Source organism: Pseudomonas sp. MDT1-85 (assembly GCF_054898065.1).
Genome location: NZ_CM142715.1, coordinates 5,740,243 through 5,759,361, shown reverse-complemented (window position 1 = coordinate 5,759,361; position 19,119 = coordinate 5,740,243). Strand labels below are relative to the sequence as shown.

Sequence of the window (19,119 nt, the reverse complement as noted above, 5' to 3'; positions counted from 1 at the left end):
TCTGTAACGATCAAAGATTTCCGGAGTACGCCATGGCCACCGCCATTCCCCTGAACGCGGGCACCGACCCCACCTTGAAGCAGCGGCTCAAGCACGCCGAGCGGATCAACCGCTGGAAAGCACAAGCCTTGATCGCGCCGTTGGTGCTGTTTCTGTTGCTGGTGTTTCTGGTGCCGATCGTGGCGCTGCTCTACAAAAGCGTCGGTAACCCGGAAGTGGTCGGCACCATGCCGCGCACCGTGGCAGCCATCGCCAGTTGGGATGGCCGAGGCCTGCCGGCAGAGCCTGTGTACAAGGCCGCCAGTGAAGACCTCGCCGAAGCCCGCAAGAATCAGACCTTGGGCGACTTGTCCAAGCGCTTGAACATGGAGTTGGCCGGCTACCGCAGCCTGCTGACCAAAACCGCACGCGCCCTGCCGTTCGCCACGGAGCCGGCTTCTTACAAGGAAGCGCTGGAAGGTCTCGACGAGCGCTGGGGTGATCCGGCCTATTGGCAGGTTGTGCGCCGCAACACCAGTAATGTGACGCCTTATTACCTGCTGGCCTCCGTCGATCACCGCATCGACGACCTCGGCGAAGTGGCTCCGGCCACCCCCGATCAGGCGATCTACCTCGATATCTTTGCCCGGACTTTCTGGATGGGCCTGATCATCACCGTGATCTGCCTGGTGCTGGCCTATCCGCTGGCCTACCTGCTGGCGAACCTGCCATCGCGGCAAAGCAACCTGTTGATGATTCTGGTGCTGTTGCCGTTCTGGACCTCGATTCTGGTGCGGGTCGCTGCGTGGATCGTGTTGCTGCAATCGGGCGGTTTGATCAACAGCGGCCTGATGGCCATGGGCATTATCGATAAGCCGCTGGAGCTGGTGTTCAACCGCACCGGGGTCTACATCTCGATGGTGCACATCCTGCTGCCGTTCATGATTCTGCCGATCTACAGCGTGATGAAAGGCATCTCACCGACGTACATGCGCGCGGCGATTTCCCTGGGCTGCCACCCGTTCGCCAGTTTCTGGCGGGTGTATTTCCCGCAGACCTATGCCGGTGTCGGCGCCGGTTGCCTGTTGGTGTTCATCCTCGCCATCGGCTACTACATCACCCCGGCGTTGCTGGGCAGCCCGAACGATCAGATGGTCAGTTATTTCGTCGCCTTCTACACCAACACCAGCATCAACTGGGGCATGGCGACCGCGCTCGGTGGGCTGTTGCTGCTGGCGACCGTGGTGCTTTATCTGATTTACAGCTGGCTGGTGGGCGCCAGTCGCCTGCGCCTGAGCTAAGGGGAGAATGAAATGCTGAGTCCTTATATGTCGCCCATCGAACGGGTGTGGTTCTACAGCTTGCGGGTTCTCTGCGGCTTGATTTTGTTGTTCCTGATCCTGCCGGTGCTGGTGATCATTCCGCTGTCGTTCAACTCGGGGAGTTTTCTGGTTTATCCGCTGCAAGGCTTCTCGCTGCACTGGTACCAGGACTTCTTTGCTTCGGCGGAATGGATGCGTTCGTTGAAGAACAGCATGATCGTTGCCCCGGCAGCGACCGTGCTGGCGATGATTTTCGGCACGCTGGCGGCGATCGGCCTGACCCGGGGAGATTTCCCGGGCAAACCGCTGGTGATGGCGCTGGTGATTTCGCCGATGGTGGTGCCGGTGGTGATCATTGGTGTGGCGAGTTATCTGTTCTTTGCACCGCTGGGGTTGGGCAACAGCTTTTTTTCGCTGATCGTGGTGCATGCGGTGTTGGGCGTGCCGTTTGTGATCATCACTGTGTCGGCCACGTTGCAGGGGTTTAACCAGAACTTGGTGCGGGCCGCTGCAAGCCTTGGGGCTTCGCCGCTGACGGCGTTCCGTCGGGTGACTTTGCCGTTGATTGCGCCGGGCGTGATTTCCGGTGCGCTGTTTGCTTTCGCCACTTCATTCGATGAAGTGGTGGTGACGCTGTTCCTTGCTGGTCCCGAACAAGCGACCTTGCCTCGGCAGATGTTCAGCGGTATTCGCGAAAACCTCAGCCCGACGATTGCCGCTGCCGCGACGCTGCTAATTGCGTTCTCGGTGATCCTGCTGCTGACGCTGGAATGGCTGCGTGGGCGCAGCGAAAAACTGCGTACCGCGCAGGTATAAAGCAGCACCCCGATCAGCCTGTGGGAGCGAGCCTGCTCGCGATAGCGGATCGACATTCAACATTGATGTCGACTGACACTCCGCTATCGCGAGCAGGCTCGCTCCCACAGGTGTTTTGTGTGGTTTTCGGGATCGGCGGTCATTCAGGAACTCAATAGCAGAACAAACCCCAATCCCCAGCTACTATTGTGCCCAGCTCCCCTATCTATAAGAGGCTGCGCACATGAGTCTTTCCTCTTTCAAAATCGCTCACAAACTGATCACCGGCGCAGGTGCCATCGAGCAACTGGCGGCTGAACTCACACGCCTGGATGTCGACAACCCCCTGATCGTCACCGACGCCGCTCTGGTCAAGTCGGGCACGGTGGAGCTGGCGCTGGCGCAGCTGGGCGAGCGAAGTTACGAGATTTTCGACCGGGTGTTGCCGGACCCGGAAATCGCCATCGTCGAAGACTGCATGCGGGTTTACCGTGAAGGCGGGCATGACGGACTGATCGGCCTCGGTGGTGGCAGTGCCATCGACATCGCCAAGAGTGTTGCAGCCTATGCCGGTTACCACGGCGCGCTGGAGGATTTGTTCGGTGTCGATCAGGTACCGCGCAAAGGCCCGCCGCTGATTGCCATCCCGACCACTGCCGGCACCGGTTCGGAAGTGACCAACGTGGCCATCCTCTCCGACAAGGTCGCGCAGTTGAAGAAAGGCATTGTCAGCGACTACCTGTTGCCGGACGTGGCGCTGGTCAGCCCGCAAATGACCCTGACTTGCCCGCGCAGTGTCACCGCTGCCAGTGGCGTCGATGCGCTGGTGCACGCTATTGAGTCCTACCTGTCGCTCAATGCCTCGCCAATCACCGATGCCCTGGCCATTGGCGCGATCAAGCTGATTACCAAGGCACTGCCCAAGGCCTACGCCAATCCATCCCATCTGCAAGCCCGCGAAGACATGGCCACCGCCAGCCTGATGGCCGGCATGGCGTTCGGCAATGCCGGGGTCGGCGCGGTGCATGCGTTGGCGTATCCGTTGGGTGGGCGTTTCAATATTGCCCATGGCGTCAGCAATGCCTTGCTGCTGCCGTATGTCATGACCTGGAATAAGATGGCTTGCGTGGAGCGCATGCAGGATATTGCCGAGGCCATGGGGGTGAAGACCGCTCATCTGAGCGCCAACGAAGCGGCGGACAAAGCCGTGGAGGCGATGACCGAGCTGTGTGCAGCGGTGGAAATCCCGTTGGGCCTGCACAGTTTCGGGGTTCCCGAAGACGCGATTCCGGCTATGGCCGTGGAAGCCGCCGGCATTGAGCGCCTGATGCGCAACAATCCGCGCAAGCTGAGCGCTGTCGATATCGAGAAGATCTACCGAGCGGCCTATTAGTCCCCAATCATCGCAGCACGGTGCGCGCGTCAAAGCATGAGGTATACAATGCGCGCCATCGTGATTCTGCTCAAAAAGGTGCGTCATGCAGCCCTTCGTCATTGCTCCGTCGATTCTCTCCGCCGACTTCGCCCGCCTGGGCGAGGAAGTGGATAACGTCCTGGCCGCCGGCGCCGACTTCGTGCACTTCGATGTCATGGACAATCACTACGTGCCCAACCTGACCATCGGCCCGATGGTCTGCGCCGCGCTGCGCAAGTACGGCGTGACCGCGCCGATCGATGCGCACCTGATGGTCAGCCCGGTGGACCGCATCGTCGGTGACTTCATCGAGGCCGGTGCGACCTACATTACTTTCCACCCGGAAGCCACGCAGCACGTCGACCGTTCTCTGCAACTGATCCGCGAAGGCGGCTGCAAAGCGGGCCTGGTGTTCAACCCGGCGACCCCGCTGGACGTGCTCAAGTACGTGATGGACAAGGTCGACATGGTATTGCTGATGAGCGTCAACCCGGGCTTCGGCGGGCAGAAGTTCATCCCCGGCACCCTCGACAAGCTGCGTGAAGCGCGGGCGCTGATCGATGCCTCCGGTCGTGACATTCGCCTGGAAATCGACGGCGGGGTGAACGTGAACAACATTCGCGAAATCGCTGCTGCTGGCGCCGACACCTTCGTGGCCGGTTCGGCGATTTTCAATGCGCCGAACTACCAGGAAGTAATTGAGAAAATGCGCTCCGAACTGGCGCTGGCTCGTCCATGAGTGGTTTTGAGCAGCTGTTCCCCGGGCGTCTGCCGCGGCTGGTGATGTTCGATCTGGATGGCACGCTGGTCGATTCGGTCCCCGACCTGGCGGCGGCTGTGGATAACATGCTGCTCAAACTCGGGCGTCAACCTGCCGGTATCGAACCGGTGCGCGAATGGGTTGGCAACGGCGTGCACATGCTGGTGCGCCGGGCTTTGGCCAACCACATCGACGGCGAGGGTGTCGATGAGGTCGAGGCCGAGCATGCCCTGGAATTGTTTAACGGCTTTTATGAGGACGGTCACGAACTGACGGTGGTTTACCCCGGCGTGCGTGACACCCTCAAGTGGCTGAGCAAACAAGGCGTCGAAATGGCGCTGATCACCAACAAGCCGGAACGCTTCGTCGCGCCGCTGCTGGATCAGATGAAGATCGGCCGTTACTTCAAATGGATCATTGGTGGCGACACCCTGCCGAATAAGAAACCCGACCCGGCCGCGCTGTTTTTTGTGATGAAAATGGCCAACATTCCGGCTTCGCAATCGTTGTTCGTCGGCGACTCGCGCAGCGATGTGCTCGCGGCGAAAGCGGCAGGGGTCAAATGCGTGGCCCTCAGCTATGGCTATAACCACGGTCGACCGATTGCCGAAGAGTTGCCGGCGCTGGTGATCGATGATCTGCGCAAACTAATTCCCGGTTGCCTGGATCCGGCCGCTGGGATAACGTTGCCCGACGCTGTTCAATCCCCTCCTGGAAACGCCATCGTGGTGGTCACTCGCAAACTCTGGATGAAAGTCATCAAGGCCCTGGCCCGCTGGCGTTGGCGCGCCTGACTTGTTCCTGGCCGGCGTACCGGCGCGTTTGCACCCCTGACCGTTAGACCCTCAAGCCACGAGGCACCTCATGATCCGCGAAGAATTCCTGCGTTTGGCCGCTGCCGGCTACAACCGCATCCCGCTTGCCTGCGAAACCCTGGCCGACTTCGACACGCCGCTGTCGATCTACTTGAAGCTGGCCGACGAGCCCAATTCCTACCTGCTGGAGTCGGTGCAGGGCGGCGAAAAATGGGGCCGTTATTCGATCATCGGCCTGCCGTGCCGAACCGTGCTGCGAGTACATGATCACCACGTCAGCGTGACCCACGACGGCGTCGAGATCGAAAGCCACGACGTTGAAGACCCATTGGCCTTCGTCGAAGCTTTCAAGGCGCGCTACAACGTGCCGACCATCGCCGGTCTGCCGCGCTTCAATGGCGGTCTGGTGGGCTACTTCGGTTATGACTGCGTGCGCTATGTGGAGAAGCGTCTGGGCAAATGCCCGAACCCGGATCCATTGGGCGTGCCAGACATTTTGCTGATGGTCTCCGACGCGGTGGTGGTGTTCGACAACCTGGCCGGCAAAATGCACGCGATTGTCCTGGCCGATCCGTCGCAGGAAGATGCCTTCGAGCAAGGACAGGCGCGTCTGCAAACGCTGCTGGAACAACTCCGTCAGCCGATCACTCCGCGCCGTGGCCTGGACTTCAGCAAACAGCAATCGGCTGATCCGGTGTTCCGTTCGAGTTTCACCCAGAACGATTACGAAAAAGCCGTCGACACCATCAAGGAATACATCCTGGCCGGTGACTGCATGCAAGTCGTGCCGTCCCAGCGTATGTCGATCGACTTCAAGGCTGCGCCTATCGACCTGTACCGGGCGTTGCGCTGCTTCAACCCGACACCTTATATGTACTTCTTCAACTTTGGCGATTTCCACGTGGTCGGTAGTTCGCCGGAAGTGCTGGTGCGGGTCGAAGACAACCTGATCACCGTGCGCCCGATTGCCGGCACCCGTCCGCGAGGTGCCAACGAAGAGGCTGACGTGGCGCTGGAGAAAGACCTGCTGTCAGACGACAAGGAAATCGCCGAGCACTTGATGCTGATCGATCTGGGCCGCAACGACACCGGTCGCGTTTCGGAGATCGGCTCGGTGAAACTCACCGAGAAGATGGTGATCGAGCGTTATTCCAACGTGATGCACATCGTGTCCAACGTCACCGGTCAACTGAAGACCGGGCTGACGGCGATGGACGCACTGCGGGCGATCCTGCCGGCGGGCACCTTGTCTGGCGCGCCGAAGATTCGCGCGATGGAAATCATCGACGAACTGGAACCGGTCAAGCGTGGCGTTTACGGTGGTGCGGTCGGTTACTTCGCCTGGAACGGCAACATGGACACCGCGATTGCGATCCGTACCGCGGTGATCAAGAACGGCGAACTGCACGTTCAGGCGGGTGGCGGCATCGTGGCTGACTCGGTGCCGGCACTGGAATGGGAAGAAACCCTGAACAAGCGCCGCGCCATGTTCCGTGCCGTCGCCCTGGCCGAGCAGACGCCGGACACCTGAGTTCACGCAATACCTGTGGGAGCGAGCCTGCTCGCGATGGGGCCAGCACAGCCGACATTGATGTTGCCTGACCCATCGCTATCGCGAGCAGGCTCGCTCCCACATGGATTTTGCATACACCATAAAAAACGCGGCGCCTGTGAGGGCGCCGCGTTTTTAATTTGCCTGCATTTCAGAAATCCAGCGTCACCCCTACATTGATGCCCTGCTGAGTAAAGTCATCATCCTTGCGGAACGTGTAACCACCACGCAACGCCAGGTCGGCGGTCAACATATGGCTGACCCCCAGGCTTACGCGGTTCAAGTGACTCTGCGGCGTATAACCTTCCAGCGTAAAGTCGTTCGCTGGCAGGCTGTTGAGGGCGATGTTTACCTTCTGAACGTCATCTTCGTATTCACGCTCGTGGGCATATTCGCCAAACACCTGGGTCTGACGGGTGAAGTTGTATTTGCCTTGCAAGCCGACCCCCAGGCGTTTCGAGTCTCGGGTCTGATCATCAAAGGTCAGCGCCGTGGCGCGGTTGCTGTTTTCCGAGTAGCCGTCGACTTCCACTTTGGCGTAATCGGCGCTGATGAACGGGGACAGGTGCCATTCGCTGCCCGGTTGGGCAATGTCATAGCCAAGGCGAGTGCTGAAGGCCCAGAGATGGCCATCGGTATCACCTTTTTCCGCGCCTTCGCTGACACCCAGGTCGAATTTGCGTTCGAGATTGTCGTAATCCAGTTTGCCACCGGTCAGTGCGGCATCGGCCCACCAGCGATTCTGCTGGAACTGGGCGAAAGCGGTCGCCAGATAGCTATTGAGTTTGTAGTCCGAATCGTTACTACCGGCGTCCAGGTTCTGACGATAGAAGCCTGCTGCCACACCGACGCGCCAGGCTTCATTGAGGCGATAGCTGCCGCCGATATTCAGGTTGTAGCCGCTGCCATCAGCACTGGCGCCGCTGCTTTGGCTATCGACATCCAGATGCTGACCACCGCCGGCGACAATCGCGCGCCATTGGCCGACGGCTTGCCAGTTCTCCCAGTCGGATTGCCATTGACTGCGCAGTTCATCCTGGTGAGCGCGCAAGGTGGCGTGGGCCATTTCCGGCAGCAATGTCAGTTCCCAAGGTGCCGCCAGCAAGGAATAGGCGTAATCGGCAATCAGCTTTTGCCCGGCTTCAGTGGGGTGAACCGAGTCGTTGTAGATCAGCTTGCTCGGGTCCGGGGTGGCACTGTTGATGCCATACACGGCGTTTTCCGTGCAACCGCTGCCGCTGAAACAAGTTGCCGTCAGGTTTTGGCCGGTGGCGAGGCCGAAGCGCGCCGGGTCGGCGAAGGTTTCCTGCAACAGCAGTGGAATGTTCAGCGGGATAATTTCGGCATTGATCCCTGCGAGTCGGGTGACCAACTGCTGGTTGAAGTCCGTACTCAGTTGCGAAATCGTTGTTTGCAATGGACTGCCGTTAATGGCTGGCGTCAGGCCCAGGTCTGGCAGTAGCCAAACCACAATATATTTGGCGCCGGCGGTTTGCAGGGTTTGCACGCTGTCGGCCAGGCGATCCGCTGCGGCGTTGGCCTGGGGGGTATTAAGCACGAGGCCTTGAAGGAAGTCGTTGCCGCCCCCGGAGATGTAATACAGCGCATTCGGATCGGCGCGGAAGTTGTTCGTCGGCAGATAACCTGCCCGGGTGCGTTCGCCCGTGGCGGATTCGGTAGTGATCGAATCCAGAATCTGGTCGGTGCGGTAACCGCCGACGGCCCAGTTGTTGCCATCTACCAGTCCTTCATTCGCGCGCACAGCCGAAGTCGAGGCGGCGGTCTGGTCAGGTGAGAACCCGAGACGTCCACCCAACAGTTGCGTGGAGTTCAGCGAGCGTAATTCACCGCTGCCATCCAGGTAGACCGGCCCGGTCCGGTTGGTAAAACGCTGGGTCGCACCTGCAGGGCCGCCCGTGTCGGTAAACTGCCCGGCATCGTTGAGGCTGTCGCCGAAGACGACGAAATTCGAATAAGGGTTGGGCGCGGCGATCGCCTGGGCACAGGCAGCAGCTAGCAAGCATCCGGCGAGCGGTACAAACAACGTCTGTTTGATCATGAGCAAGTCCGTTTATTTATTGTTGTAGTGAACGAAACGACAGTACCAAAAACTTTCGGCCTTTTGCCATCTATCGTGAACCCTTCGCTTGTTTCGCGACCTGTCGCCCCGACCATATTGCACGCTCTGCCCAGCTAAGTTACTGTGCCGAGACGTATGAATGAGACCTTTCCCGTGTTGATCGTCAGCAAACTCCTGGATCAAGTCATCAAGGCACACGCCCGTTGGCGTTGGCGCGCCTGAATCTTTTCTGCCGGCCTGGCCGGACCTGTACCGCTTTGCCTTCTTTACCTGTATGAAATGCCGCTTTGCTGGCGCCACTCCAGCACCTGACAAAGCGCAGCGCACTGCGGGTAAATCATTCGAAGGCCGTATTAAAAGTCAGTGAATTCAAGAGGTTCTTAACGCCATGTTGCTGATGATCGACAACTACGACTCTTTTACTTACAACGTTGTGCAGTACCTTGGCGAGCTGGGTTGCGAGGTTAAAGTCGTGCGCAACGATGAACTCACCATTGCCGAAATCGAAGCTCTCAACCCTGAGCGCATTGTCGTGTCTCCGGGTCCGTGCACCCCGACCGAAGCCGGTATTTCCATCGAAGCGATCAAGCACTTCGCCGGCAAGTTGCCGATTCTCGGTGTTTGTCTGGGTCACCAGTCCATCGGCCAGGCGTTTGGTGGCGATGTGGTCCGTGCCCGTCAAGTCATGCACGGTAAGACTAGCCCGGTATTCCATGAGGAGAAGGGCGTATTCGAAGGTCTGAATCGCCCGCTGACGGTCACCCGCTACCACTCGCTGATCGTCAAGCGCGAAACCCTGCCCGATTGCCTGGAGCTTACCGCCTGGACCCAGCTCGAAGACGGCTCGGTCGACGAGATCATGGGCCTGCGCCACAAGACGCTGAACATCGAAGGTGTGCAATTCCACCCTGAGTCTATCCTCACCGAACAGGGCCACGAGCTGTTCGCCAACTTCCTCAAACAAACCGGCGGCACGCGCTAAGGACTTTCCATGGATATCAAGACAGCCCTGAGCCGTATCGTCGGCCACCTCGACCTCAGTACCGATGAAATGCGTGATGTCATGCGCGAAATCATGACCGGGCAATGCACGGATGCGCAGATTGGCGCGTTCATGATGGCCATGCGCATGAAGAGCGAAAGCATCGATGAGATCGTCGGCGCCGTGACGGCGATGCGCGAGTTGGCGGACAAGGTTGAGCTCAATACTCTCGACGGCGTGGTCGATGTGGTCGGCACCGGCGGCGACGGTGCGAATATTTTCAACGTCTCCACCGCTTCCTCGTTCGTGGTCGCCGCAGCCGGTTGCACCGTGGCCAAGCACGGTAACCGTGCAGTGTCGGGCAAAAGCGGCAGCGCTGATCTGCTTGAGGCGGCGGGTATCTACCTGAACCTGACGCCGGTTCAGGTGGCGCGCTGCATCGACAACGTCGGCATCGGTTTCATGTTTGCCCAGACCCACCACAGCGCCATGAAGCACGCCGCCGGCCCGCGCCGCGAGCTGGGCTTGCGCACGCTGTTCAACATGCTTGGCCCGCTTACGAATCCGGCCGGTGTGAAACATCAGGTGGTGGGTGTGTTCAGTCAGGCGTTGTGCCGGCCATTGGCCGAAGTTTTGCAACGTCTGGGCAGTAAGCACGTGCTCGTGGTGCACTCTAAAGATGGCCTGGACGAGTTCAGTCTGGCGGCTCCGACCTTTGTGGCGGAATTGAAGAATGACCAGATCACCGAGTATTGGGTCGAACCCGAAGACTTGGGGATGAAGAGCCAGAGCCTGCACGGTCTGGCGGTGGAAAGCCCGGCGGCCTCCCTCGAGCTGATTCGCGACGCCTTGGGCAAGCGCAAGACCGAGAACGGTCAGAAAGCCGCCGAGATGATTGTGCTTAATGCCGGTGCCGCGCTGTACGCCGCCGACCATGCCAGCAGTTTGAAAGAGGGCGTTGCCCTGGCGCACGATGCGCTGCACACAGGCCTCGCTCGGGAAAAACTTGAGGAGTTGGGTGCATTTACCGCGGTATTCAAAGTGGAGAATGAGGGATGAGTATACCGACGGTTCTGGAAAATATTCTGGCCCGCAAAGTTCAGGAAGTCGCCGAGCGTCGCGCTCGTGTGAGTCTCGCAGAGCTGGAAAATCTGGCCAAGGCGGCCGATGCACCCCGTGGTTTTGCCAAGGCATTGGTCGATCAGGCCAAGACGAAACAGCCAGCGGTCATTGCTGAAATCAAGAAGGCTTCGCCAAGCAAAGGCGTGATTCGCGAGAACTTCGTGCCTGCGGACATTGCCAGGAGTTACGAAAAGGGCGGGGCGACTTGCCTGTCGGTGCTCACCGACATCGATTACTTCCAGGGCGCCGATGCGTATCTGCAGCAGGCCCGGGCGGCGTGCAAGTTGCCGGTGATCCGCAAGGACTTCATGATCGATCCGTATCAGATCGTTGAATCCCGCGCGCTGGGTGCTGATTGCGTGCTATTGATCGTCTCCGCTTTGGACGACGTGAAAATGGCCGAGTTGGCAGCCGTGGCCAAAAGCGTCGGTCTCGATGTGTTGGTGGAAGTCCACGACGGCGATGAACTCGAGCGGGCCTTGAAGACCCTCGACACACCGTTGGTGGGCGTGAACAACCGCAACCTGCACACCTTCGACGTCAATCTGGAAACCACCCTCGACCTGTTGCCGCGTATTCCGCGCGATCGTCTGGTGATTACTGAAAGTGGCATTCTCAATCGGGCCGATGTCGAGCTGATGGAAATCAGCGACGTGTACGCGTTCCTGGTCGGCGAAGCATTCATGCGCGCCGAAAGCCCGGGTAGCGAATTGCAGCGCCTGTTCTTTCCCGAGCGTGGCATTCCCGTGAGCGGTACTACGCTCGACTGATTACACGCAGATCGAGTCGACCCCATCGCGAGCAGGCTCGCTCCCACAAGAGATCTACTAGCATCAGAGATCCAATGTGGGAGCGAGCCTGCTCGCGATGGCGGCATAAGTAGCGCCACAGACTTCATGTCCAACGGAATACCTTATGACCTCACCAATCCCTCTGACCATCGAAGCCGGCCTGCTCGCCGAACAGGATCTGCTGGCCCATGTATGCACCGGTGAGTCGGAGTTCGGCCTGCTGTTCTGGCAACCCACTGACCGCGCATTGGTCATGCCCCGTCGCTTGAATCGTCTGCCACAGTTCGAGGCTGCGTGTGAAGTCTCCGCTGCCGCCGGCTGGCCGGTATTGCTGCGTGAAACCGGCGGTGAGCCGGTGCCGCAATCGGCCTCGACGATCAACATCGCACTGGTTTATGCGCCACCGCGCAGCGAAGGCGATCTGAACCGCATCGAAACCGGCTACCGGCGTCTGTGCGATCCGATCTGTCAGTTACTCGATGAGCTGGGCGGCACTTCGTCGTTGGGCGAAATTGAGGACGCATTCTGCGACGGCCGTTTCAACGTCAACCTCGATGGTCGAAAGATGGTCGGCACCGCCCAGCGGTGGCGCCAGAGCAAGGGCGGTCTGCGTCCGGTCGGCCTGGTGCACGGGGCGATGTTGATCGACAACGAGCGAGAGTCGATGGTCGCGGCGGTCAATCGCTTCAATGAAGCCTGTGGCCTGGAACAGCGGGTTCGCGCTGAAAGCCACATCGCCCTGCATGAGAAGTTTGCCGCTCCTGATGCGCTGGAACGGCTCGATACGCTATACCGACAGTTGCTGGCGGAAATGCTCGAAGCTTAAGTTTCGAAGCTTGGATTTTCGAGCTTAGCGCGTGCCGAAGACCACCATGGTCTTGCCTTTCACGTCGACCAGATTGCGCTCTTCCAGATCCTTGAGCACGCGGCCAACCATCTCACGGGAACAACCGACAATCCGGCCGATTTCCTGACGGGTCACCTTGATCTGCATACCGTCCGGGTGGGTCATGGCGTCTGGCTGCTTGCACAGTTCCAGCAGGCAGCGTGCAACGCGACCGGTCACGTCGAAGAATGCCAGGTCGCCGACCTTGCGCGTGGTATTGCGCAGGCGCTGTGCGATTTGTCCGCTGAGCACGTAAAGAATGTCTGGGTCCTGTTGGGACAGCTCGCGGAATTTCGCGTAGCTGATTTCCGCGACGTCGCATTCGACCTTGGCGCGAACCCAAGCACTGCGTTCCTGTTCCAGGCCCGCTTGCTCAAACAGACCCAGCTCGCCGAAAAAGTCGCCGGAATTGAGGTAGGCAATGATCATTTCACGGCCATCGTCATCCTCAATCAGGATAGTTACCGAACCTTTGATGATGAAAAACAGCGTGTCCGAGCGGTCACCTGCACAAATGATGTTGCTCTTGGCGGCATAGCGACGGCGCTGACAGTGCATCAGCAGTTTGTCGAGGTTCTTGATTTTGGGTGTGGGGGTAATAGCAACCATGGTTGTATCCCGAAAAGACTGCACGGTGTGTTTGTTTTTTGTAGGCGCTGGCGAGGCCTGCGATCCTTTTTATTCGCTGCAAAAGCTGGCTATGCGCCATTGGTTTGGCGCCAGCTTAACAGACACATTCCTTCAAGATTCGAGAATTTGCCTACGACGCAGATGGTTATGTCCCAGGAAGGCGAAGCGCTGCCAATCAAGGGCCCTGTGCTAAGCTGGCGACCCTTTTTTAGACAGTGGAGTCTTGGCGATGAAGGCACGCATCCAATGGGCTGGCGAAGCCATGTTCCTCGGTGAATCCGGCAGCGGTCATGTCGTGGTCATGGACGGTCCGCCCGATGCCGGCGGTCGTAACCTGGGTGTCCGGCCGATGGAAATGCTCCTGCTGGGTGTTGGCGGCTGCAGCAATTTCGATGTGGTCAGCATCCTCAAGAAGTCCCGTCAGGCCGTCGAAAGCTGCGAAGCCTTCCTCGAAGCCGAGCGTGCGACCGAAGATCCGAAGGTTTTCACCAAGATCCACATGCACTTCGTGGTCAAGGGCCGTGGGCTGAAAGAAGCCCAGGTCAAGCGCGCCATCGAGCTGTCGGCCGAGAAGTATTGCTCTGCCTCGATCATGCTCGGCGCGGCTGGCGTGGTGATTACCCACGACTACGAAATCATCGAACTCGGTTGAATCGACATTCAACTATCATAAAAGCAGTGCAGACTCTGGCGATCCATCGCTGACGTCTGCACAGGTCGCTTTCCTGAACAGAAATCCAAAATCGCCATCGCGAAGAGGTGTCAACCGTCCTACGCAGGTGCGTCGTCGCATCTGACGGGCATGCTTGATCACGCGGCCAGCCCGCAATACATAGAGAGTTTTAACGGTGAAAAGCAAACTCAAGCTCCACGGGTTCAATAACCTGACAAAGACCTTGAGCTTCAACATCTATGACATCTGCTACGCGGAAACTCCGCAAGACCAACAGGCTTACGTCGAGTACATCAATAAAGAGTACAACGCCAAGCGCCTGACGCAGATCCTCACAGAAGTTGTCGATATCATTGGTGCCAACATCCTGAACATTGCCAGTCAGGACTATGAGCCCCAAGGTGCCAGCGTCACGATTCTGATCTCTGAAGAGCCGGTGACCCCCACCGACAGTCAGATCGAAGAGTCTCCGGGTCCGTTGCCCGAGATCATTCTGGCCCACCTCGACAAGAGCCACATCACGGTGCATACCTACCCGGAAATCCATCCGGTGGACGGTATCGCGACGTTCCGTGTGGACATCGACGTGTCGACCTGTGGCGTCATTTCACCGCTCAAAGCGCTCAATTTCCTGATTCACCAGTTCGATTCGGACATCGTGACTGTGGATTACCGCGTGCGCGGCTTTACCCGTGACGTTGAAGGCAAGAAGCACTTCATCGACCACGAGATCAATTCGATCCAGAACTACTTGTCCGAAGACACCCGCGACGCGTACCAGATGACCGATGTGAACGTGTACCAGGAAAATCTGTTCCACACCAAAATGCTGTTGAAGAACTTCGAACTGGATAACTACCTGTTCGGCGACGCCACCAGCAACTTGTCCCCTGAGCAACGTGCCCAAGTGGCTGAGCGTGTGAAACACGAAATGCTCGAAATCTTCTACGCGCGCAACATGCCAAACTAAGATTTCAGAGTACAAAAAAGGCGACTACCTTGCGGTAATCGCCTTTTTTATTGCTGCTGTCAGACAGACCGTGCTATGGCCTTCGCGAGCAAGCCCGCTCCCACATGGAACTGTGTTCACGGAACTACTGTGGGAGCGGGCTTGCTCGCGAAGAGGCCCGATCTGAAGACGCTTCCGTCAGATCCGATAAGTACTCTTCGTCATCACCTTGGCCAACAAACTCATCCCGAACTTCACCGGCGCCGGAAAACGAAATCCACCTGCATCCAGCGCACTTTCAGCATGATGCTCTTCATCGATGCGCATCTGCTCCAGGATCGCCCGGGATTTCTCGTCCTCGGCTGGCAGTTGCTCAAGGTGTTCGTTCAGGTGTTTGCAGACCTGATGCTCGGTGGCTGCAACGAAACCCAGGCTGACTTTGTCGCTGATCAACCCGGCGACCGCGCCAATCCCGAACGACATGCCGTAGAACAGCGGATTGAGAATGCTGGTGTGGCTGCCCAGCTGATGAATGCGCTGTTCGCACCACACCAGATGGTCGATTTCTTCTTCGGCGGCGTGCTCCATGGCGGCACGCACTTTCGGCAGCTTGGCGGTCAGGGCCTGACCTTGATACAGCGCTTGGGCGCAGACTTCGCCGGTATGGTTGATGCGCATCAAACCGGCGACGTGTCGGGTGTCCTCGTCGCTCATTTGCACATCCGGCTGCACGATGGCCGGCGACGGACGGTAGGGCTGGCCACTGAAGGGCAGCAAAGTACGCATCGCGGCATCGGCTTGCAGCAGAAGACGGTCAATCGGCGAGTAGTGACGTTGGGTAGTCATGCTGACCTCCGGAAAGAATCTCGGCGGCCAGTTTAACCCAATCGGCCGGGGGGAGGGTTTGCGTTGGGTCATGGCTGGTAATGGACTCATCTGACCCGGGTAAAAACGATCTGTAGGAGCGAGGCTTGCCCGCGAAGCTGTTGGCGCACTTGAGGACGCCTTCGCGGGCAAACCTCGCTCCTACAAGGTGAGGACGATGGATCAGCCCGGTGGCCAGTGCATCTGGCGCTGACCCAGCACGTGCATATGAATGTGATAGACGGTCTGCCCGCCCAATTCATTGCAGTTCATGACCACCCGGAAACCTTCTTCACAGCCCAATTCCAGAGCCAGACGCTGGGCCGTGAACAGAATATGCCCGGCCAAAGCCTTGTCTTCCTCGGTGAGGTCGTTAAGGGTGCGCACCGGTTTCTTCGGGACTACCAGAAAGTGCACGGGGGCCTGTGGCGCGATGTCGTGGAAGGCCAGTACCTGGTCGTCCTCGTAAATGATCTTCGCCGGGATTTCCCGGTTGATGATCTTGGTGAACAGAGTATCCACAGCTGTTTTCTCCGTTGTTTGGGCTGGCCTGAGTGTAACCATGGGTTAGGTTGGAGCCCAGTCTTTTGCCTTGAGGATTTGATCAGCGCGGGCAATAGGCTTTGTTGACCATGCCCGCGATTGTCCGGGTCAGCCAACGTGAGCCGAGCCGCGGCAGGAACGCGAACCAGCGATTCAGACGACCGGGGATGATGATGGCGCGATTTTTCGCCATGGCGCGCACGGTATAGAGCGCGACTTCTTCCGGACTCATCAGCAGTTTGCTCTCGACCAGTTTGTCGGTGTCCAGTTGCGCGGTGCGCAAAAACGCCGTGCGGGTCGGGCCGGGGCAAAGTACCGACACCTTGACCGCGCATTTCTTCAGTTCGACGCGCAAACCTTCGGAAAAATGCAGTACGTAAGCTTTACTGGCGTAGTACGTGCTCATCCATGGACCGGGATGGAACGCCGCCATCGAGGCAACGTTCAGAATCTGCCCGCCGCCCTGCAAGGCCATGCTGTTGCCGATGGCATGGCACAAGCGAGTGAGGGCCAGGATGTTCACTTCGATCAAGTCCTGCTCGGTCATCCAGTCCTGGGCCAGGAACGGGCCGCAGGTACCGATGCCGGCACAGTTGACCAGCAAATCTATCTGCCGGTCGCCTTCCTCCAGCTCCAGCAAAAATCCGGACAGCCTCAGCGGCTCGCCCAGATCACAGGCACGAAACAGCACCTCCACACCAAAACGTTGAGTCAGTTCAATCGCAATGCTTTCCAGCTGATCACGCTGTCGGGCCACCAGAATCAGGCTGCGGCCGCGCCGGGCCAGCGCTTCGGCCATCGCCAGGCCGATGCCGCTGGAAGCGCCAGTGATCAGAGCGTAACGGGTCATGCAGTTCTCCATCGCAACAGCTCCGCGCCGACGACGCAGGTGTCAGGGGCGGGGAGCGCTGTTCATTCTTTCGCAGAGTCTACAGGGCGCTCGGCTGCTTCGGCTGCATCATCGGATGAATTTGGCGCTTGTTCGGCCTCATCGGCCGGCTCCACTTCAATTTCGTCGGTGATCATCGCGCTGCTTTGATAAGTGCTTTCGGTGGCGCTTTCGTACTCATCCTGGATCGCGGTGAGGCCTCCAGTCAGCCCGCCGACAAACATGATCGCGATAAACACCAGCCACAGCGAAGCCAGTACCCTGACCGCGTTGCTGTTGGGCGGTGGTGGTGCGCCATATCGGTTGGCCGTGTTGTTACCCGGCACGATCATGATTACAAACGGAAAAACGCTGCCCACGAACGGTACAAGGTTCAGCAGCCAGAGCCAGCCGGACCAGCCGATATCGTGCAGGCGCTGTACGCTGAACTGGATGCTGATGAAGGCGAGCACCACGACCAGGATAACGGCCAGCAGACCCGCGAGGATCAAGCCAGCAGTCGAGTCCGTGCTGATGAGCGCGAAGCCGAAAATAGCCAACACGGAGCCGACGCCAAGCGTCACCAGCGTAAGCGCCATCGTCCAGGCGAGAAAGCGCAAGCGACCGATGCGGCCAACGAAACTGAATGCCTTGAGTGCAGAAAACTCCGGCAATGCTTCGCCGACAGAGGCACGGGGCGGTGCATAGGGAGAATCGGGATCTGCCGTGACAGGCTGGTTGTTGGCAAGGGCGTGCTCGTGAACGTCGGACAGGTTCAGCTCAATCGAGGGTTCTGTTTCGATTCGGGCATCGATTCCGGTTTTCGTCAGCGCCTGAAGGTAAGTCTGTGCATCGGCGTGTGACAGGTCGCGTTTGAGCGCAACCTGCCGGCCACTGAACAGGCGTTCGATGGCCGCGACGTCGCTCTTGAACAGCTCGGCGAGGTTGAGCTTCGCGGTGGTGACGTCCACACCTGGCAACAGAGCGCCTTCGAAGACGATCTTGAAACGGTTTTCGCTCATGGCCGAGGCATCCTTGTCGCGAGAGTTTGTAATCGACGGTGTTGCAAAAATGGAGTGTAGGGCCAGCCGGATTGGGCTGGCCAAGTTTTTCTGTCAGCGCGGCCAGCGCTTGGGCAGCGCCGCCGCCAGTTCCAGCGCCTTGCGGTATTCGGCGTCGAGACGTGCGACCAGCTGATCGACACTCGGCAGGTCCTTGATCTCTCCGACGCCCTGGCCTGCGGACCACACGGTTTTCCAGGCTTTGGCTTCATCGTTCAATGGCTTGAGCTTGGAGCCGAAGTTCACCTCGCCCTTGCCTTGCAGGGCTGCCATGTCGAAACCGGCGGCCTCCAGGCTCCGACGCATGAAGCTTGCCGGTACTCCCGACACCGCTGGAGTATGGACGATGTCGGCGGCTCTGGAAGTCAGGAGCATCTCCTTATATGCGTCAGGCGCGTGACTTTCAGTGGTGCCGATAAATCGCGTACCGAAGTAGGCCAAATCCGCACCGAGCAACTGCGCGGCAAGAATCTCATGGCCATGGTTCAGGCAGCCGGCCAGCAGCAGGGTCTTGTCGAAAAACTGGCGAATCTCGGCGATTAGCGAAAACGGGCTCCAGGTCCCGGCGTGACCCCCGGAGCCCGCAGCCACGGCGATCAAACCGTCCACACCCGCTTCGGCGGCTTTTTCCGCGTGGCGACGCGTTGTCACGTCATGAAATACCAGGCCGCCATAGCCATGCACGGCGTCGACCAGTTCCTTCACGGCGCCGAGGCTGGTGATCACGATCGGTACTTTGTGCTCGATGCAGATCGCCAAGTCCGCCTGCAATCGCGGGTTGCTGTTGTGGACGATCAGGTTCACCGCGTAAGGCGCGGGATTTTCCAGTATCGCCAGTCCTGCTTCGATCTCTTCCAGCCAGGCCTTGAAACCGCTGCTCTCACGCTGGTTCAGCGCGGGAAAGCTGCCCACCACGCCATTACGGCAACAGGCGAGCACCAGTTCAGGATTTGAAATCAGGAACATCGGCGCTGCCACCACGGGCAGACGCAAGCGTTGTTCGAGCAAAGCGGGCAGCGACATCGGAAGTACC

At 58.9% G+C, this 19,119-nt stretch carries 19 protein-coding genes; 12 read left to right on the top strand and 7 right to left on the bottom strand.

The window, feature by feature from the left end; translation table 11 throughout:
• The first annotated feature begins 32 nt into the window (after positions 1-32).
• The 6 genes from ACYZT2_RS26010 to trpE all read left to right on the top strand — a co-directional run bounded on the left by ACYZT2_RS26010 (position 33) and on the right by trpE (position 6,616).
• Complete coding sequence (locus ACYZT2_RS26010) at positions 33-1,280, top strand: ABC transporter permease (RefSeq protein ID WP_461968483.1); 1,248 nt, start codon at positions 33-35, stop codon at positions 1,278-1,280.
• 12 nt (positions 1,281-1,292) lie between these two features.
• A complete protein-coding gene (locus ACYZT2_RS26005; RefSeq protein ID WP_461968481.1) occupies positions 1,293-2,117 on the top strand; it encodes an ABC transporter permease in 825 nt (274 codons plus the stop codon).
• Between the two features lie 223 nt (positions 2,118-2,340).
• Positions 2,341-3,489 (top strand): iron-containing alcohol dehydrogenase, encoded by a 1,149-nt coding sequence (locus ACYZT2_RS26000; RefSeq protein ID WP_461968479.1) that lies wholly within the window; start codon positions 2,341-2,343, stop codon positions 3,487-3,489.
• An 85-nt stretch (positions 3,490-3,574) separates the two neighbouring features.
• Complete coding sequence (gene rpe, locus ACYZT2_RS25995; RefSeq protein WP_052967174.1) at positions 3,575-4,249, top strand: ribulose-phosphate 3-epimerase; 675 nt, start codon at positions 3,575-3,577, stop codon at positions 4,247-4,249.
• A complete protein-coding gene (locus tag ACYZT2_RS25990) occupies positions 4,246-5,064 on the top strand; it encodes a phosphoglycolate phosphatase (RefSeq protein ID WP_461968476.1) in 819 nt (272 codons plus the stop codon). The genes rpe and ACYZT2_RS25990 overlap by 4 nt, the downstream gene beginning before the upstream one ends.
• Before the next feature lie 70 nt (positions 5,065-5,134).
• Complete coding sequence (gene trpE, locus ACYZT2_RS25985) at positions 5,135-6,616, top strand: anthranilate synthase component I (RefSeq protein ID WP_461968474.1); 1,482 nt, start codon at positions 5,135-5,137, stop codon at positions 6,614-6,616.
• A 172-nt stretch (positions 6,617-6,788) separates the two neighbouring features.
• Here the strand turns inward: trpE and estP are convergent, their stop codons facing one another.
• The gene (gene estP, locus ACYZT2_RS25980; RefSeq protein ID WP_461968472.1) at positions 6,789-8,696 is read right to left on the bottom strand and encodes an esterase EstP; all 1,908 of its coding nucleotides are present in this window, start codon (positions 8,694-8,696) and stop codon (positions 6,789-6,791) included.
• A gap of 409 nt (positions 8,697-9,105) precedes the next feature.
• Here estP and ACYZT2_RS25975 point away from each other — a divergent pair, with 409 nt between their 5' ends.
• The 4 genes from ACYZT2_RS25975 to ACYZT2_RS25960 all read left to right on the top strand — a co-directional run bounded on the left by ACYZT2_RS25975 (position 9,106) and on the right by ACYZT2_RS25960 (position 12,438).
• Positions 9,106-9,699: an aminodeoxychorismate/anthranilate synthase component II gene (locus ACYZT2_RS25975; protein WP_461968470.1), complete on the top strand. Its 594-nt coding sequence runs from the start codon at positions 9,106-9,108 to the stop codon at positions 9,697-9,699.
• Between the two features lie 9 nt (positions 9,700-9,708).
• A complete protein-coding gene (gene trpD, locus ACYZT2_RS25970) occupies positions 9,709-10,758 on the top strand; it encodes an anthranilate phosphoribosyltransferase (RefSeq protein WP_007906883.1) in 1,050 nt (349 codons plus the stop codon).
• A complete protein-coding gene (gene trpC, locus ACYZT2_RS25965) occupies positions 10,755-11,591 on the top strand; it encodes an indole-3-glycerol phosphate synthase TrpC (RefSeq protein ID WP_461968468.1) in 837 nt (278 codons plus the stop codon). The genes trpD and trpC overlap by 4 nt, the downstream gene beginning before the upstream one ends.
• A 145-nt stretch (positions 11,592-11,736) precedes the next feature.
• Positions 11,737-12,438 (top strand): lipoate--protein ligase family protein, encoded by a 702-nt coding sequence (locus ACYZT2_RS25960; RefSeq protein ID WP_461968466.1) that lies wholly within the window; start codon positions 11,737-11,739, stop codon positions 12,436-12,438.
• A gap of 24 nt (positions 12,439-12,462) precedes the next feature.
• Here the strand turns inward: ACYZT2_RS25960 and crp are convergent, their stop codons facing one another.
• Complete coding sequence (crp, locus tag ACYZT2_RS25955; RefSeq protein WP_123497427.1) at positions 12,463-13,107, bottom strand: cAMP-activated global transcriptional regulator CRP; 645 nt, start codon at positions 13,105-13,107, stop codon at positions 12,463-12,465.
• A gap of 250 nt (positions 13,108-13,357) precedes the next feature.
• Here crp and ACYZT2_RS25950 point away from each other — a divergent pair, with 250 nt between their 5' ends.
• Positions 13,358-13,780 (top strand): OsmC family protein, encoded by a 423-nt coding sequence (locus ACYZT2_RS25950; protein WP_030130026.1) that lies wholly within the window; start codon positions 13,358-13,360, stop codon positions 13,778-13,780.
• Between the two features lie 196 nt (positions 13,781-13,976).
• Positions 13,977-14,771 (top strand): adenosylmethionine decarboxylase, encoded by a 795-nt coding sequence (speD, locus tag ACYZT2_RS25945; protein ID WP_461968463.1) that lies wholly within the window; start codon positions 13,977-13,979, stop codon positions 14,769-14,771.
• Positions 14,772-14,948: 177 nt separating this feature from the next.
• Here the strand turns inward: speD and coq7 are convergent, their stop codons facing one another.
• From coq7 to ACYZT2_RS25920, 5 genes are all read right to left on the bottom strand, one after another.
• Positions 14,949-15,596, bottom strand: coding sequence for a 2-polyprenyl-3-methyl-6-methoxy-1,4-benzoquinone monooxygenase (coq7, locus tag ACYZT2_RS25940; protein ID WP_461968461.1), 648 nt, complete (start codon positions 15,594-15,596; stop codon positions 14,949-14,951).
• 201 nt (positions 15,597-15,797) lie between these two features.
• Positions 15,798-16,136, bottom strand: a complete 339-nt coding sequence (locus tag ACYZT2_RS25935) for a histidine triad nucleotide-binding protein (protein ID WP_461968459.1) — start codon at positions 16,134-16,136, stop codon at positions 15,798-15,800.
• 82 nt (positions 16,137-16,218) lie between these two features.
• Positions 16,219-17,007, bottom strand: a complete 789-nt coding sequence (locus tag ACYZT2_RS25930) for an SDR family NAD(P)-dependent oxidoreductase (RefSeq protein ID WP_461968457.1) — start codon at positions 17,005-17,007, stop codon at positions 16,219-16,221.
• Between the two features lie 62 nt (positions 17,008-17,069).
• Entirely contained in the window at positions 17,070-18,047 is a 978-nt protein-coding gene (locus ACYZT2_RS25925; protein WP_461973268.1) for a DUF805 domain-containing protein, read from the bottom strand.
• A gap of 93 nt (positions 18,048-18,140) precedes the next feature.
• Positions 18,141-19,109, bottom strand: coding sequence for an NAD(P)H-dependent flavin oxidoreductase (locus ACYZT2_RS25920; RefSeq protein ID WP_461968455.1), 969 nt, complete (start codon positions 19,107-19,109; stop codon positions 18,141-18,143).
• Positions 19,110-19,119: the final 10 nt, after the last annotated feature.

What these genes read in the sequence shown, in the direction of transcription:
- ACYZT2_RS26010 (WP_461968483.1), top strand. Translation starts at nt 33, where the DNA reads ATGGCCACCGCCATTCCCCTGAACGCGGGCACCGACCCCACCTTGAAG.
- ACYZT2_RS26005 (WP_461968481.1), top strand. Translation starts at nt 1,293, where the DNA reads ATGCTGAGTCCTTATATGTCGCCCATCGAACGGGTGTGGTTCTACAGC.
- ACYZT2_RS26000 (WP_461968479.1), top strand. Translation starts at nt 2,341, where the DNA reads ATGAGTCTTTCCTCTTTCAAAATCGCTCACAAACTGATCACCGGCGCA.
- rpe (WP_052967174.1), top strand. Translation starts at nt 3,575, where the DNA reads ATGCAGCCCTTCGTCATTGCTCCGTCGATTCTCTCCGCCGACTTCGCC.
- ACYZT2_RS25990 (WP_461968476.1), top strand. Translation starts at nt 4,246, where the DNA reads ATGAGTGGTTTTGAGCAGCTGTTCCCCGGGCGTCTGCCGCGGCTGGTG.
- trpE (WP_461968474.1), top strand. Translation starts at nt 5,135, where the DNA reads ATGATCCGCGAAGAATTCCTGCGTTTGGCCGCTGCCGGCTACAACCGC.
- estP (WP_461968472.1), bottom strand. Translation starts at nt 8,696, where the DNA reads ATGATCAAACAGACGTTGTTTGTACCGCTCGCCGGATGCTTGCTAGCT.
- ACYZT2_RS25975 (WP_461968470.1), top strand. Translation starts at nt 9,106, where the DNA reads ATGTTGCTGATGATCGACAACTACGACTCTTTTACTTACAACGTTGTG.
- trpD (WP_007906883.1), top strand. Translation starts at nt 9,709, where the DNA reads ATGGATATCAAGACAGCCCTGAGCCGTATCGTCGGCCACCTCGACCTC.
- trpC (WP_461968468.1), top strand. Translation starts at nt 10,755, where the DNA reads ATGAGTATACCGACGGTTCTGGAAAATATTCTGGCCCGCAAAGTTCAG.
- ACYZT2_RS25960 (WP_461968466.1), top strand. Translation starts at nt 11,737, where the DNA reads ATGACCTCACCAATCCCTCTGACCATCGAAGCCGGCCTGCTCGCCGAA.
- crp (WP_123497427.1), bottom strand. Translation starts at nt 13,107, where the DNA reads ATGGTTGCTATTACCCCCACACCCAAAATCAAGAACCTCGACAAACTG.
- ACYZT2_RS25950 (WP_030130026.1), top strand. Translation starts at nt 13,358, where the DNA reads ATGAAGGCACGCATCCAATGGGCTGGCGAAGCCATGTTCCTCGGTGAA.
- coq7 (WP_461968461.1), bottom strand. Translation starts at nt 15,596, where the DNA reads ATGACTACCCAACGTCACTACTCGCCGATTGACCGTCTTCTGCTGCAA.
- ACYZT2_RS25930 (WP_461968457.1), bottom strand. Translation starts at nt 17,007, where the DNA reads ATGACCCGTTACGCTCTGATCACTGGCGCTTCCAGCGGCATCGGCCTG.
- ACYZT2_RS25925 (WP_461973268.1), bottom strand. Translation starts at nt 18,047, where the DNA reads ATGAGCGAAAACCGTTTCAAGATCGTCTTCGAAGGCGCTCTGTTGCCA.
- ACYZT2_RS25920 (WP_461968455.1), bottom strand. Translation starts at nt 19,109, where the DNA reads ATGTCGCTGCCCGCTTTGCTCGAACAACGCTTGCGTCTGCCCGTGGTG.